At 67.5% G+C, this 14473-nt stretch carries 12 protein-coding genes; 7 read left to right on the plus strand and 5 right to left on the minus strand.

Going from position 1 to position 14473, the window contains the following annotated elements:
- Positions 1-136 precede the first annotated feature (136 nt).
- Positions 137-1624: a DHA2 family efflux MFS transporter permease subunit gene (locus OK17_RS20655; RefSeq protein WP_461418597.1), complete on the plus strand. Its 1488-nt coding sequence runs from the start codon at positions 137-139 to the stop codon at positions 1622-1624.
- A 13-nt stretch (positions 1625-1637) separates the two neighbouring features.
- Here the strand turns inward: OK17_RS20655 and OK17_RS20660 are convergent, their stop codons facing one another.
- On the minus strand, positions 1638-2069 hold the full coding sequence (locus tag OK17_RS20660) for a DoxX family protein (RefSeq protein ID WP_232717791.1): 432 nt from the start codon (positions 2067-2069) through the stop codon (positions 1638-1640).
- A gap of 281 nt (positions 2070-2350) precedes the next feature.
- Here OK17_RS20660 and OK17_RS20665 point away from each other — a divergent pair, with 281 nt between their 5' ends.
- From OK17_RS20665 to lon, 3 genes are all read left to right on the plus strand, one after another.
- Complete coding sequence (locus OK17_RS20665) at positions 2351-2494, plus strand: hypothetical protein (protein WP_167330284.1); 144 nt, start codon at positions 2351-2353, stop codon at positions 2492-2494.
- A gap of 191 nt (positions 2495-2685) precedes the next feature.
- Positions 2686-3291: a glyoxalase gene (locus tag OK17_RS20670; protein ID WP_461418598.1), complete on the plus strand. Its 606-nt coding sequence runs from the start codon at positions 2686-2688 to the stop codon at positions 3289-3291.
- 162 nt (positions 3292-3453) lie between these two features.
- The gene (gene lon, locus OK17_RS20675; protein WP_461418599.1) at positions 3454-5781 is read left to right on the plus strand and encodes an endopeptidase La; all 2328 of its coding nucleotides are present in this window, start codon (positions 3454-3456) and stop codon (positions 5779-5781) included.
- A 60-nt stretch (positions 5782-5841) separates the two neighbouring features.
- Here the strand turns inward: lon and OK17_RS20680 are convergent, their stop codons facing one another.
- The 4 genes from OK17_RS20680 to OK17_RS20695 form a co-directional block, all read right to left on the minus strand.
- The gene (locus OK17_RS20680; RefSeq protein ID WP_461418600.1) at positions 5842-6660 is read right to left on the minus strand and encodes a DUF1353 domain-containing protein; all 819 of its coding nucleotides are present in this window, start codon (positions 6658-6660) and stop codon (positions 5842-5844) included.
- A gap of 117 nt (positions 6661-6777) precedes the next feature.
- Positions 6778-8043 carry a sulfotransferase gene (locus OK17_RS20685; RefSeq protein ID WP_232717904.1) on the minus strand — a complete coding sequence of 422 codons (1266 nt, stop codon included), beginning with the start codon at positions 8041-8043 and terminating at the stop codon, positions 6778-6780.
- A complete protein-coding gene (locus OK17_RS20690) occupies positions 8043-9128 on the minus strand; it encodes a DUF1214 domain-containing protein (RefSeq protein ID WP_232717795.1) in 1086 nt (361 codons plus the stop codon). Before OK17_RS20690 ends, OK17_RS20685 begins: the two co-directional genes overlap by 1 nt.
- Complete coding sequence (locus OK17_RS20695) at positions 9125-10318, minus strand: hypothetical protein (protein WP_461418601.1); 1194 nt, start codon at positions 10316-10318, stop codon at positions 9125-9127. Before OK17_RS20695 ends, OK17_RS20690 begins: the two co-directional genes overlap by 4 nt.
- A 351-nt stretch (positions 10319-10669) precedes the next feature.
- Between OK17_RS20695 and dnaK the strand changes: the two genes are divergently transcribed.
- The 3 genes from dnaK (at position 10670) to dnaJ (ending at position 14473) form a co-directional block, all read left to right on the plus strand.
- Positions 10670-12517, plus strand: a complete 1848-nt coding sequence (gene dnaK, locus OK17_RS20700; protein WP_461418602.1) for a molecular chaperone DnaK — start codon at positions 10670-10672, stop codon at positions 12515-12517.
- Complete coding sequence (gene grpE / locus OK17_RS20705; RefSeq protein WP_461418603.1) at positions 12514-13137, plus strand: nucleotide exchange factor GrpE; 624 nt, start codon at positions 12514-12516, stop codon at positions 13135-13137. Before dnaK ends, grpE begins: the two co-directional genes overlap by 4 nt.
- Before the next feature lie 136 nt (positions 13138-13273).
- Entirely contained in the window at positions 13274-14473 is a 1200-nt protein-coding gene (dnaJ, locus tag OK17_RS20710; RefSeq protein WP_461418604.1) for a molecular chaperone DnaJ, read from the plus strand.

Below are 14473 nucleotides of genomic sequence, written 5' to 3' on the forward strand. Positions count from 1 at the left end.
CCGGAGCTTGCGGAGGGGCGTATCGAAGGGGCCGTTGCCCACCTGCCACGCGTCTGCCCGTGACAGCGGCGGTTGCGCGTAGGCGTTCCGACCCCGACTCTGGGTAGACAGACCCGAGGCGTCCGGGAAGGCAGACATGACCGCGAACCGTCCGGCGGATGCAGTCCCAGGCGGGATACCGGCTGCATCGGCGGCGGGCCGATGGTTGATCGTCGCGGCGGTCCTGGGGTCGGGCGTCGCGTTCCTCGACGGCACGGTCGTGAATGTCGCACTGCCGGCCATCGCACGTGACCTCGACACCGGACTCCGGGGACAACAGTGGGTGCTCGACGGCTATCTGCTGACCCTGAGCTCACTCCTGCTGCTGGGCGGGGTCGCCGGTGATCGATACGGGCGCCGGCTCGTTTTCACCGGAGGCCTGGCGATGTTCGCGGTCGCGACGGTCGGTTGCGGGGTGGCCCCGACCGTCGAGTGGCTCGTGGCCGCCCGACTCGTCCAGGGTGTGGCGGCCGCAGCGGTCGTACCCGGCAGCCTGGCGCTGATCAACGCGGAGATCGCGCCGTCGGATCGCGGTGCCGCGGTGGGGTTGTGGGCCGGGATGTCCGGCGCGACCAGTGCGCTGGGACCGTTCGTCGGCGGTTGGCTCGTCGACGCGGCGTCGTGGCGCTGGGCGTTCTTCCTGAGCGTGCCACTGGCGTTGGGTGCGCTGGTCATCGCGATGAAGCACGTGCCGGAGTCGCGCGATCCGTCGGCGCCGCGTCGGCTCGATGTCGCGGGAGCTGTGACGATGACCCTCGGTCTCGCAGGAGTCATCTACGCGCTGATCGAGGGTCCGTCGCGCGGTTGGTCGACCGGAACGATCGTCGCGGGTCTAGTGGGCGTGGCGGTGCTCGTCGCGTTCGCGGTCATCGAGACGCGGGTGCGCTCACCGCTGTTGCCGCTGCGTTTGTTCCGGTCGTCGCAGTTCACCGGCGCCAACCTGACGACGCTGCTGGTGTATGCGGCTCTGGGTGGCGCGCTGTTCCTGCTCGCCCTGCAACTGCAGCAGAGTCTGGGTTACTCGGCGTTCGAGGCGGGTGCGGCGATGTTCCCGAGTACGTTCATCATGCTGTTCGGGTCGCCCTTGGTGGGAAAGCTCGCCCAGACCACCGGGCCACGGTTGCCGATGACCGTCGGCCCGCTGATCGCCGCGGGCGGCTTCGCGCTGATGGCTCGGGTGCAACCGGGGACGGATTATCTGGCGCATGTATTGCCGGGAGTCCTGCTGTTCGGGCTCGGTATGACGGTGACCGTCGCGCCGCTGACCTCGGCCGCGCTGGGAGCGGTCGACGACGCGTTCGCGGGGACCGCGTCGGGCGTGAACAACGCGGTGGCCCGCGTCGCCGGGCTGCTGGCCGTGGCGGTGTTGCCCGCGGTCGCCGGCATCGACGCCGGTCCCGGTGAGCCGCTCGGCGGCGGGTTCCGGACGGCGATGTACATCTGTGCGGCGTTCTGCGCGGTCGGCGGGCTCGTCGCCGCGCTGACCATCAGCTCCGGCGCGGGCTTCCGGCCGCAGGTCCGGGCCGGGGTGGACACCGCCTGCCAGGCTGCTTGTACCCGGCGCGAACAAGCCGCCGATCTATAGCTCGAACCCGCGCTCACCGCGGTTTCGAGCTATGAACCTCACCAGTCCCTGCTGCAACCGCCCACAGCACCAGCACGGGCTGGAAGAACAGACGAGTCAGACGCTTCTGGTCGGTGTCGAGGCCGAAGGCGTCGATGTGCTCGACATACTGATGGATGTTGCCGGGGAACACCGCCACGAAGAAGGCCGCGACGATCCACGAGACGACCTTGCGATACCGCGGCAGGGCGATGAGCGCCGCGCCCATCGCGATCTCCACCCCGCCCGAGGCCAGGACCACGAAGTCCTTGCCGAACGGCACCCAGTCGGGCACCTGGGCCTGGAACTCGTCGCGCTGCGCAGTCAGGTGGCCGATCCCGGCGATCGCCAGGACGGCTCCCAGCGCGATGCGGGCGATCGCGCGGCCCAGCGGTTGCCGTGCGGTGGCGGGGGACAGGATCGACATGCAGGCTCCTCGGAGATCGCCGGTTGTGTAACCGCAGTTCGTGGCCGATCGGGTTTCGGACTGGCCAGTAACCAAGGGGCCGATGCGATTTGGTCACTTGATCCAGGGTCCGTTATGTCGCATCGACCCTGATGTGTGTGGTACATAAGTGTGACCCCGGACACCGTCGTCCGGGGTATTTGTCCGCACGGAGGTCAGCCCATGCCCCTCGACTCGATGTCGGTACGCCGACACCTGTCCTCAGGTCCTTTGTTCGCCAACACGCGCCTCGGAGCGCGGTCATGACGCTACAGAGTGTGTGGGATGCGCTGAAGGCCTCCGCGGGAGTGGTCATCACGGCGGCGGCGTTCGCCGTCGCGCTGGCGGTGCTGGTCGTCGCCCAGGTCGTCGTCTTCGCGACCCGCCTCGTCGACCTCCCCGGCTGAACAACCTCCGCCGCCCGCCTGCTGGTTGAGTAGGCGAGGAGCCCGCGACGAGCCGTCCCTGCCTGCTGGTTGAGTAGGCGAGGAGCTTGCGACGAGCCGTATCGAAGCCAGCCGAGGAGAGTCTGGCGGTGACGCACGATCGATCAGGAATCGAGAAGCGTAAACAGTTCGACGCGCCATAGCGTCGAAGCATGACGAACATCAACACACTCACCCTCGAAGTTCCCGACATCAGCGCAGCGGAAGTCTTCTACGACAAGGCCTTCGGACTGGGCGACCGACTGGGGTTCCGGGCCGCAGAGGCCCCGAGCCAGGGCTTCCGCGGCTACGTGATCTCGCTCGTGGTCGCCGACCCGGCGGTCGCCGACTCCTTCCTCGAACCCGCGATCGACGCCGGTGCCACCGTGCTCAAGCGCGCCAAGAAGTCCTTCTGGGGGTACGGCGGCGTTGTCCAGGCGCCCGACGGTGCGATCTGGAAGGTCGCCAGCTCGTCGAAGAAACCGACCGGCGCACCAGCCCGGACAGTCGACGACCTGGTCCTCCTGCTCGGCGTCGACGACGTCGCGGCCACCAAGCAGTTCTACGCCGACCACGGAATCACTGTCGGGAAGAGTTACGGCCGCAAATACGTCGAGTTCGAGAGCAGCCCGGACGCGGTGAAGCTCGCGCTGTACGGCCGCAAGGCCGCGGCAAAGGACGCCGGTGTCGACGCCGCGGGCTCCGGCTCGCATCGGCTGGTGATCGGCGGTGAGGCCGGGCAGTTCAGCGACCCGGACGGGTTTACCTGGGGATGCTGAGGCCGGTAGGGCAACAGCTGCGTTTCGGCGCATCGCGAGCAACTCGTCGAGGAAAGCGGCGCCGCGCGTTGATCTCGCCCCGTTCGCCCCTGGCATAAATCAGTCGGGAACAAACTTCCAGCCATCGCAGTTGAGTCGATCAGACTTAACTCTGGAGGTTTCATGTCGCAGACATATTCACTGCCGGTCCTCTTCGTCCCGGACGTCGTCGTCCTGCCCGGCATGGTCGTGCCGATTCCGCTCGACGATGCAGCTCAGGCCACGGTCGACGCTGCGCGGGCGAGTGAGAGCGGAAAACTGCTGGTCGCCCCACGGCTGGACGACCGGTACCCCACGTACGGGGTGATCGCCTCGATCGTGCAGGTCGGGCGCATCCCGGGCGGCGGTCTCGCGGCCGTCGTCAAGGGTGAGAAGCGTGCGCAGATCGGGACCGGGACACCCGGCCACGGTGCCGCGCTGTGGGTCGAGGCCACCGAGGTCGAGGAACCCGAGGTCACCGACGAGGTGCGGACCCTGGCCGGCGAGTACAAGAAGCTCGTCCTGGCCATGCTGCAGCGCCGCGAGGCGTGGCAGCTGATCGACGCGGTCAACAAGATGTCCGACCCGTCGAGCCTCGCCGACACGTCGGGTTACGCGTCCTGGCTCACCGACGAGCAGAAGCGCGAACTCCTCGAGACACCGGACACCGCCGCGCGACTGCGGCTGCTCGTCGATTGGACCGGCGACCACCTCGCCGAGTCCGAGGTCAGCGAGAAGATCGCCGAGGACGTCCGCGCGGGGATGGACAAGCAGCAGAAGGAGTTCCTGCTCCGCCAGCAGCTCGCCGCCATCCGCAAGGAACTCGGTGAGGACGAGCCCGAGGGTGCCGACGACTACCGGTCGCGCATCGAGGAGGCCGACCTGCCCGAGAAGGTGCGCGAAGCCGCACTGCGCGAGGTCGGGAAGCTCGAGCGCGCCAGCGACCAGTCGCCGGAGACCGGGTGGATTCGTACCTGGCTCGACACCGTCCTCGACCTGCCGTGGAACACCCGCACCGAGGACTCCACCGACATCAAGGGTGCTCGGGAGATCCTCGACGCCGACCACCACGGCCTCGACGACGTGAAGGACCGCATCGTCGAATACCTGGCAGTGCGTGCTCGACGCGCCGAACGCGGCCTGCAGGTCGTCGGCGGACGCGGATCGGGCGCCGTCATGGTGCTCGCCGGCCCGCCCGGCGTCGGCAAGACGTCGCTCGGCGAGAGCGTCGCCCGGGCGCTGGGCCGCAAGTTCGTGCGCGTCGCGCTCGGCGGTGTGCGTGACGAGTCGGAGATCCGCGGTCACCGCCGTACCTACGTCGGCGCGCTGCCGGGTCGCATCGTGCGCGCGATCGGCGAGGCGGGATCGATGAATCCCGTTGTGCTGCTGGACGAGATCGACAAGGTGGGTTCGGACTACCGGGGCGACCCGGCTGCGGCCCTGCTCGAGGTCCTCGACCCCGCGCAGAACCACACCTTCCGCGACCACTACCTGGATCTCGACCTCGACCTGTCCGACGTCCTGTTCCTCGCGACCGCCAACGTCATCGAGAACATCCCGTCGGCCCTGCTCGACCGCATGGAGCTCGTCACCCTCGACGGCTACACCGAGGACGACAAGGTGGCCATCGCTCGCGACTACCTGCTGCCTCGACAGGCCGAGCGGGCAGCACTGACTACCGACGAGGTGAGCGTCACCGACGCGGCGCTCCGCGAGATCGCGGCGAACTACACCCGGGAACCCGGTGTGCGACAGTTCGAACGGCTCCTCGCGAAGGCGCTGCGCAAGGCGGCGACCAACCTCGCGCAGGGTACGGCGACCGCTCCGGTCACCATCGACGAGCCGGACCTGCGCGACTACCTCGGCCGGCCCCGGTTCACCCCGGAATCGGCCGAACGGACCGCAGTGCCCGGTGTCGCAACGGGTCTCGCCGTCACGGGAATGGGTGGTGATGTCCTCTTCATCGAGGTCAACGCCACCGACGGCGAGCCCGGCCTGAAGCTGACCGGTCAGCTCGGTGACGTGATGAAGGAGTCGGCGCAGATCGCGCTGTCGTACGTGCGGGCGCACGCCGAGCAGCTCGGCGTCGACCCCGAGTCGCTCAACAAGACCATCCACGTGCACGTTCCGGCCGGAGCTGTGCCCAAGGACGGTCCGAGTGCGGGCGTCACCATGGTCACCGCGCTGGTGTCGATGGCGACGGGTCGACGGGTGCGCGCCGAGGTCGGCATGACCGGCGAGGTCACGCTGAACGGCCGCGTCCTGCCGATCGGCGGGGTCAAGCAGAAACTGCTTGCCGCACAACGCAACGGGCTGAAGACCGTCTTCATCCCGCAGCGCAACGAGCCTGATCTCGACGACGTGCCGGCCGAGGTCCTCGACGCACTCCACGTGCGCCCGATGACCGACGTCGCCGAGATCGTCGCGCAGGCTCTGGAACCCGCAGCGGGAGAACAGGTCAGCGCAGCCTGACGTCGGAGCACGATCAGCGGGGCGTCGTCCGGGCCACCGGGCGGCGCCCCGCTTTTCGTATCAACGGAGCCGCAGAGTGCGGGCGATCCCCTCCAACGCGCGGTAGACCACCCAGGCGAGACTCGTCACGGCAGCAGCGGGCACCAGCCACAACGCGCCGACGGCGCCGATCAGACTGGCCGCCCACTGGCGTCCCCACAGGGGTGCGGCGACGAAGATCATCAGCAGCGCCACCACGAGCGACCCCGTCGGCGACCACACCGTCCACGGCCAGTCGAACAGCAGCGCACCCGCGGAGCCGACTGTAGCGGTGATCCCCACGATGCTGAGCAACAGCCACAGCACGAGGCTCCACCGGCGGTAACCGCCTGCGATCCAACGGGTCCGGAGTGCCACGGCCGACCACATGATCCAGCGCTTCAGCCAGGGAACCCCGGACGTTCGCATCATCTCGCGGAAGAATCGGTCGGACAGGGTGTCGCTGCCGAGTGCACCCGAGTTGACGGCGTCGGAAATGAGCTCGTCGTGGATCAACGCCGCCAGCGAGTGCTTTCCGTAGGAGTCCTCGAACCAGCGCATGAAGCGCGGGACCGATGCGAGATCCGTCGGATTGTCCTCGCGCGGAACGAACGTCCGGGCCTTGTCGACCGCCGCACGGGCCTGCGACTCATCCATGCCGCCGCGTACCAACTTGGTCACCAGATCGTTCTCGACGTCCTCGTCGGAGTATCGAAAGGTGTTGAGGACGACGAACTGACGCTCGTCGATCTGGACGATCCCGACGCTGCCCCGACCGGTCGGATCGTCGACCTCGAAACCGGAGGACGGCGCCACTCGCCACGGAACCCAGCGGGTGGTACTCGATGTGGCGTCGCCCATCTCGACCTCCCGACCTCGGCACCTCCGACGGTAGCGCCGCCCAGTGCAGAGACGAGGAACATCCAGACAGACAGAGACCCAAGTGCAACCCGACGTGCGGGAATCGCGAGTCGTCGGTTACTGCCGGGCAGCGCTCGACGTCCACTCGGTAACGGCGTCGGTGTAGAAGGCCATCCGTTCGCGCAGGGCATTCGGTTCGATCCCGAACTCCTCTGGGCGGTACCGGTGTCTGCCCTTGCCATGACGCGGCTGCTCCCCGTTGTGCTCGGCGAGCATCGCCGCGACGTCCGGGGCATCGAGATCGGCTGCTGCATAGACACGTTCGACGGTCTCCCCGGGGCGGGACACCAGGTCCCGGTAGTCGAGGTCGACGACGGTCGCCGATCCGGCCGTACGGGAATCACGGAACTCAAGCGCTCGACGGAACCACAACTCCGACTGCTCGATCTGGAACCGGCCGACGTCGTGACCGTCGACCTCGTCGCTGTAGGTCGACCGGTAGGTCGCGAACAGGCTGGCACCCGACGCCACGGTCTCCACGATGTCGCGGTGTAGATGGACGATGCAGACACCGGGGTATGTCCGGGCCAGGGCGGCCAGTTCGGGCGTGTGGGCCGGCGCCTTCAGCAGCCATCGCCGCCGGGACCCGTCGTCGAGGATCTGCAGCATAGTGCGATGCGCTGCGTACTCACCGGTGAAATCCTGATCGGCCAGCCATCGGGAGTAGTTGTCGAGACGCATCGTCGAGCTGAAGCCCCAGTTGCGCATGGTCGTTCCCATGCCGAGTACGCACTCCTCGGGGAGGGCCGGTCCGGAATCGTGGACCGCGGCCATCGCCGGGTTCAGCACGTGGAGCGGGTTGGGCTCGGCAGTTTGGGTGTCGATCAGCCGTTCGCGTTGCTCCGGGGACAGCCTCGCGACCCGCCACGGGGCATACAGCTCGACTGGACGCGGCGCGCGGAGCCTGGGGTCGCGCGCCATGAGTCGGTACAGGAACGTCGTCCCGGTGCGCCAGCCGCCGATGATCACGATCGGCGGGAGCACCTCGCGTTCGGCCACTTCCGGGCTCTCCCGCACGGTCTTGTCGAAGATGGAGCGCGCCCGCAGTTTGCCGATCACCGCGTCCTGCGCGTTACGGATTCCGACAGCGTTGAGACGGCCGTCCTCGGTCGCCGACGCCAGGTACTGTTCCAGGCCCGGCCGCCACAGTGCCGGGTCGCCCAATCCCTCGACACCGTGCCCGGCAGTCGCCCGTTCGACGATGGTGTCGGTTGCCTCGACCCCCAGCCGGTACCGCTCGGGGCGGGCAACCCGATCGGCTTCTGCGGCCGCGTAGATGCTCTCGGCGACCTCGCTCCGCTGCGGCGGCGTCCACGTCATGATCACTCGCCTCGCAGGTCGTCGAGCCGGACCACCCGGGCGGACGGCAGTGGAGGTGTATCGACAGGCTGGAGGAAACGCATCACGATGATCCCGAAGTCGCGCCCCTCGGAGTCGATCCAGTCGCCCGAGCCGCCTGGGTTCTCCGCCGCGACAACGAATCGATACCGTCCGTCGACGACCGTCGCGGTCGCACCCGTATACGACACCGGGCGGTACCGGAAGTCGAGCGAGTTCAGAAAGCGGCTGTACGCCAATATGTTCCAGTATCGACACTCCACGACATCCCCCTCGATGGCCAGTGCCTCGCCGGGTCCGAGCTGCCAGCCGCCGCGGACGTAGTGGATTCCGGGTTCGGTGAACACAGCGCCACCGGCCATCTCCGACCAGTGACGCAGGACGTTCGGCGGATCGAGATCGTCTTTGGTCGACATCTCGAAGATCGTCGGGAGTATCGAGGTCGTGGCCGCCAGGGTGCCGAGCGACGACGCGAATCTCCCCGCGTCGATGGGCGGCGGCACCGGCGGTTCGACGATCGGTTCGATACTGCACCAGCCCAGTTCGTCCTTCTCGACGTCGTCGTGGAAGAACCGGACCCAGACGGCGCCGGACTTCTCCGGCAACTCCAGCCAGTCGCCGGCTCCCGGTGCGGAACCGCCGAGGTCGATCTCGAAACTGCCGTCGTCGTCGAATCCGATGGCGTCGCTGTCGATGCGGGCCGTCGCCTCCGAGCCGATGCCGCCCGTCCGGCGGTAGACGGTCACCGACATGTACGACGCGTCGCCGCGGTTCCCGCGGATCCGGTAGACACGATCACCACGAACCTCGGTGACCCAGTACCGGAAATCGGGGTTGTCCATCAGGAACTTGTGCCGCCACCCGTTGAACGGCACGAGCTCCGGGCGTTCTCGGTCGACTTCGAGGCGTGACAACTGATTCGACAACCCGCGCACCAGGGCGCGGAATCCGTCGGCCTGTTCTGCCGGGTCCAGGCCCGCGGTGTCGGCGGCGAGTTTGTCACCTGCGGAGCGGAGCGCGTCGATGAGACCGTTCCATGCGGCGACCTCTGGTCGAGCGTCCTCGGTCACGGGAGCCGGACCCGGTCGTCGTGCCGGTAATGAGGTCCGACGTCGTCGATGAGGATGCCCGGTTCGGCGTCGGCCACCGCCGGGATGGCGTCGAGCACGGCTCGCACCGACGCGGTCGTGATCGGGTTGGTGTGGCCGGACCCGATGCCGAACTCCAGTTGGGTGCGCATCTCGGCCGGTTCGCCGCTGATGACGAGCGTGTACGCGATCGGGCTGGTGAACCCGCCGAACGGGAGATCATCGCCGCGAAACACGACTTCGGCGCCGGGAGCGGAGCGAGCGGGCCGAGTGGGTACCGAAGCGAGATACCAGCATTCCTCGTTGGTGAAGAAATGATGGTCGCCGAGGTAGCCGCGATGCGTCAGGTGCAGGGCGGCAGCAGTGCCCTTCTTGATCGCCGTCGCGCCGACCTGCGCATCTCGTTCGGCGGGGATGCCGCGCAGTGACGTCTCGACCCTCACCTCGGAACTGTCCGCGCCGTACAGCGCGTGCGCGACGTTGCCGGTGAGATCGCCGTAGTAGATGTCGCCGCCGCGTGCGACCGGGGACTCGGCGCCGAGGGAATCGAGTTCGGCGCCGAATCCGAGCGCTCCCAACCCGCCCCACATCGACCCGGCGCGGGAGAAGTCGACGGCCTCAACCGATCGCACATGACTGACCGACGACATCGCCTTGGCCATCGTCATCGCGACCCGCTCGACGATGAAAGTCGGATGGACGCCGGTCCCGTGCAGCGTGGCGCCGCCCGTGTGGCACGCCTCCAACATGCGTTGCGGGGACTTGCGGAAAGGGCTGAGCCAGTTCGGCATCGACACGTTGTGGTACGCCGCGGTCGCCACGACGTTCTTCCCCGCTTCGAGCAGATCGATGACGTCGTCGTCGAGTCCCTTGATCACCGCGGCCGGCGCCGGGGTGAGGACGACACAGTCCACGTCGAGGTCCTTGAAGGCCGCGCGGTCGCGGGTGGCGGCGATCCCGATCGGGTCGGACCGCACCAGCTCGCCGATGTCCTTGCCCTCCTTCTCGCGGTTGTGGACGAGGGCGCCGACGATCTCGAAGGCGGGGTCGGCGAGTGCGGCCCGGATGACGGCGCCGCCCACCTCGCCGGGACCCCAGACGGCGATGCGATACGGGCGACGGGGAGGGGAGTCCCCGGTTCCCGTCGTCGGTGTAGGACTGGTCTGCGTCATGGGCGGCCCTCGGGGACGGTGAAGTGGAATCGCTTGCTTCCTGTTGGAGAGAATCTGCCCGGCGGGCACAGGTGTGTCAAGGACCACACTGTGTGGCCGCGTGTTGAGTGAAACTCGCTCAACTTTTTCCAGCTATCCGGGAACAAACCCGGAAGGGGTCCCGTTACACACTTCGAGAAACCTGAGTGACACTGACTCAAGTAAGTTTGACTCGACGCTCCGATGTGAGTAGGACATGAGTCGGACGCACTGAAGTCCGGTCCCGCTGGGTTTCGGACATCATCCCCGCGTCAGCGAACCGCGGGGCCAAAGGACTTGGGTGCACACCCACAAACTAGGAGGAAGCCAAACATGTCTCGTGCTGTTGGAATCGACCTCGGCACCACCAACTCCGTGGTTTCGGTGCTCGAAGGTGGCGAAGCGTCGGTCATCGCCAACGCCGAGGGCTCGCGGACCACGCCGTCCGTGGTCGCCTTTGCGCGTAACGGCGAGGTGCTCGTCGGTCAGCCGGCAAAGAACCAGGCGGTCACGAACGTCGACCGCACCATCCGCTCGGTCAAGCGCCACATGGGTGAGGGTGACTGGACGGTCGAGATCGACGACAAGAAGTACACCCCGCAGGAGATCAGCGCGCGCACGCTCATGAAGCTCAAGCGCGACGCCGAGGCCTACCTCGGTGAGGACGTCACCGACGCCGTGATCACCGTGCCCGCCTACTTCAACGACTCCCAGCGTCAGGCCACGAAGGAAGCCGGCCAGATCGCCGGCCTCAACGTGCTGCGCATCGTCAACGAGCCCACCGCGGCAGCCCTGGCCTACGGACTCGACAAGGGTGAGAAGGAACAGACCATCCTGGTCTTCGACCTCGGTGGCGGTACCTTCGACGTCTCGCTGCTCGAGATCGGCGACGGTGTGGTCGAGGTCCGCGCGACCTCCGGTGACAACCACCTCGGTGGTGACGACTGGGATCAGCGCGTCGTCGACTGGCTCGTCGAGAAGTTCAAGGCTCAGAACGGCATCGATCTGACCAAGGACAAGATGGCCCTGCAGCGTCTGCGTGAGGCTGCCGAGAAGGCCAAGATCGAACTGTCGAGCTCGCAGAGCACCTCGATCAACCTGCCGTACATCACCGTCGACGCCGACAAGAACCCGCTGTTCCTCGACGAGCAGCTGTCGCGCAGCGAATTCCAGCGGATCACCTCTGATCTGCTCGAGCGCACCCGCGCACCGTTCCAGGCCGTCATCAAGGATGCGGGCATCTCCGTCGGCGACATCGACCATGTCGTGCTCGTCGGTGGTTCGACCCGTATGCCGGCCGTCACCGACCTGGTGAAGGAGCTGACCGGTGGCCGCGAGCCCAACAAGGGCGTCAACCCGGACGAGGTCGTCGCCGTCGGTGCCGCGCTGCAGGCCGGCGTCCTGCGCGGCGAGGTCAAGGACGTGCTGCTGCTCGACGTCACCCCGCTGTCTCTCGGCATCGAGACCAAGGGCGGCGTGATGCACAAGCTGATCGAGCGCAACACCACCATCCCGACCAAGCGCTCGGAGACCTACACCACGGCCGAGGACAACCAGCCGTCGGTGCAGATCCAGGTGTACCAGGGTGAGCGTGAGATCGCCTCGCACAACAAGCTGCTCGGCAGCTTCGAGCTGGGCGGCATCGCGCCTGCGCCGCAGGGTGTCCCGCAGATCGAGGTGACCTTCGACATCGACGCCAACGGCATCGTGCACGTCACCGCGAAGGACAAGGGCACCGGCAAGGAGAACTCGATCCGCATCCAGGACGGTTCCGGCCTGAGCAAGGACGAGATCGACCGCATGATCAAGGACGCCGAGGCGCACGCCGACGAGGACCGCAAGCGTCGCGAGGAGGCCGAGACCCGCAACCAGGCGGAGTCGCTGGTCCACCAGACCGAGAAGTTCCTCAAGGACAACGAGGACAAGGTCCCGGCCGATGTGAAGGAAAAGGTCGAGGCCACGGTCAACGACGCCAAGGAAGCGCTGAAGGGCACCGACTCGGCCGCGATCAAGACCGCGATCGAGAAGCTGTCGGAGGAGTCGCAGGCTCTCGGCCAGGCGATCTACGCCAACGCTGCTGCGGAGTCCGCCGACGGTGAGGCTGGCGCTGCCGCCGACAGTGATCCCGATGTCGTCGACGCCGAGGTCGTGGACGACGCCGACACCAAGGAGAACAAGTGACCGCAGGATCCCATTCGTCGAATGGGTCCGGCGAGGAGCCGGTGACGGTGACCGATCGTCGTCGCATCGACCCGGAAACGGGTGAGGTGCGCGACGAGCCGGCCGCCGGCCCCGGCCCGGCCGACGCCGAACCCGTCGTGGACGAGTCCGACACCGAACAGCCGGCCGACGAGGCGTCCCCGGACGCCCGGCTCGCCGAGCTGACGGCCGACCTGCAGCGGGAACGCGCCCAGTTCGCCAACTTCCGGCGGCGAGCTGCCGAGGAGAAGCAGGGATCGGTTGCCTACGGCAAGCAGATCCTGATCGACAAGCTCCTCCCGGTTCTCGACGACCTCGACCGTGCCCGCGAGCACGGCGATCTCGAGACCGGCCCGCTCCGGGCAGTCGCCGACAAGCTGACCGCAGTGCTGAACGCCGAGGGCCTCGAGTCCTTCGGCGCCGCGGGTGAGGAGTTCAACCCCGAACTCCACGAAGCGGTTCAGCACGACGGCACCGGAGGCCACCCGGTCATCGGCGCGGTGTACCGCTGCGGTTACCGGCTGGGCGAGAAGGTGATCCGCACCGCCATGGTGACGGTCACCGATCCCGAGCCCACCGGCGACCAGACCGGTGCACAATAGAACGACCGTTTGTGGCCCTGAGGTGCGAGGAGCGAGCCTGCGACTCGCACCTCAGGGCTCTCCGGCGAGAGTACGAACACGAATACAACTGAAATACCCATCCAGACAACAGAAGACTTGAAGGAGGTGACGTCTGGTGGCTCCACAACGTGAGTGGTTGGAACATGACTTCTACAAGGACCTGGGCGTTGCTTCTGACGCTTCGGCTGAAGAGATCAAGAAGGCCTACCGCAAGCTCGCACGCGAGCTGCACCCGGATGCCAATCCCGGCGATTCCGCGGCCGAAGAGCGCTTCAAGCGGGTGTCCGAAGCACACAGCGTGCTGAGCGATCCGGAGAAGCGCAAAGAGTACGACGAGACCCGTGCCATGTTCGCCGGCGGACGATTCCGTGGCGGTGGCAACGGCTTCCCGGGCGGCGGTTTCCCCGGCGGCGGTACGACGTACACGACCGGTGGTGGCGACTTCGACCTCGGCGACCTGTTCGGCGGCGGCCAGACCGGCGGCGGTGGCGGATTCGGCGACATCTTCGACGGACTCTTCAACCGTGGTGGCGGATCCCAGCGCACGTCGACGGCCAGCCGTCCCCGTCGCGGCAAGGACCTCGAAACCGAGACGACGCTGTCCTTCAAGGACGCGGCACTCGGCACGACGGTCCCGCTGCGGGTGACCAGCCCGTCCCCGTGCACCACCTGTCATGGGTCGGGTGCCAAGCCCGGCACCAGCCCGCGAGTGTGCCCCAACTGCAACGGCTCCGGTTTCGTCAGCCGCAACCAGGGCGCCTTCGGGTTCAGCGAACCCTGCCAGGACTGCCAGGGCACCGGCTCGTGGATCGACGACCCGTGCACCGACTGCTCCGGCAGCGGAGTCAAGAACCGGACGCGCACCATCAACGTGCGTATCCCGGCCGGAGTCGAAGACGGACAACGGATTCGGCTCGCCGGACAGGGCGAGGCCGGACGCCGGGGGGCGCCGTCGGGCGACCTCTACGTCGTCGTCCACGTCACGCCGCACAAGCAGTTCACGCGCAGCGGCAACGACCTCCGGGTGCAGCTCCCGGTGCGGATCTCCGAACTCGTTCTCGGCGCGACGGTCTCGGTACCCACGCTCGAGGGCTCGGTCGGGGTCAAGATCCCGCCGAACACCACCGACGGCCGGACGCTCCGCGTGCGCGGTCGCGGCGTCCCCAAGCGGTCCGGCGGTGCAGGTGACCTGCTCGTGACGGTGAAGGTCGCGGTGCCGGACAAGCTCGACGACGCCGCGATCGAGGCGATGCGTGCCTACGATCAGGCCGAGAGGGCGAGCGGTTTCGATCCACGGGCGAACTGGGGGAAGTGA

The sequence above is a fragment of the Gordonia sp. GN26 genome (assembly GCF_054823965.1).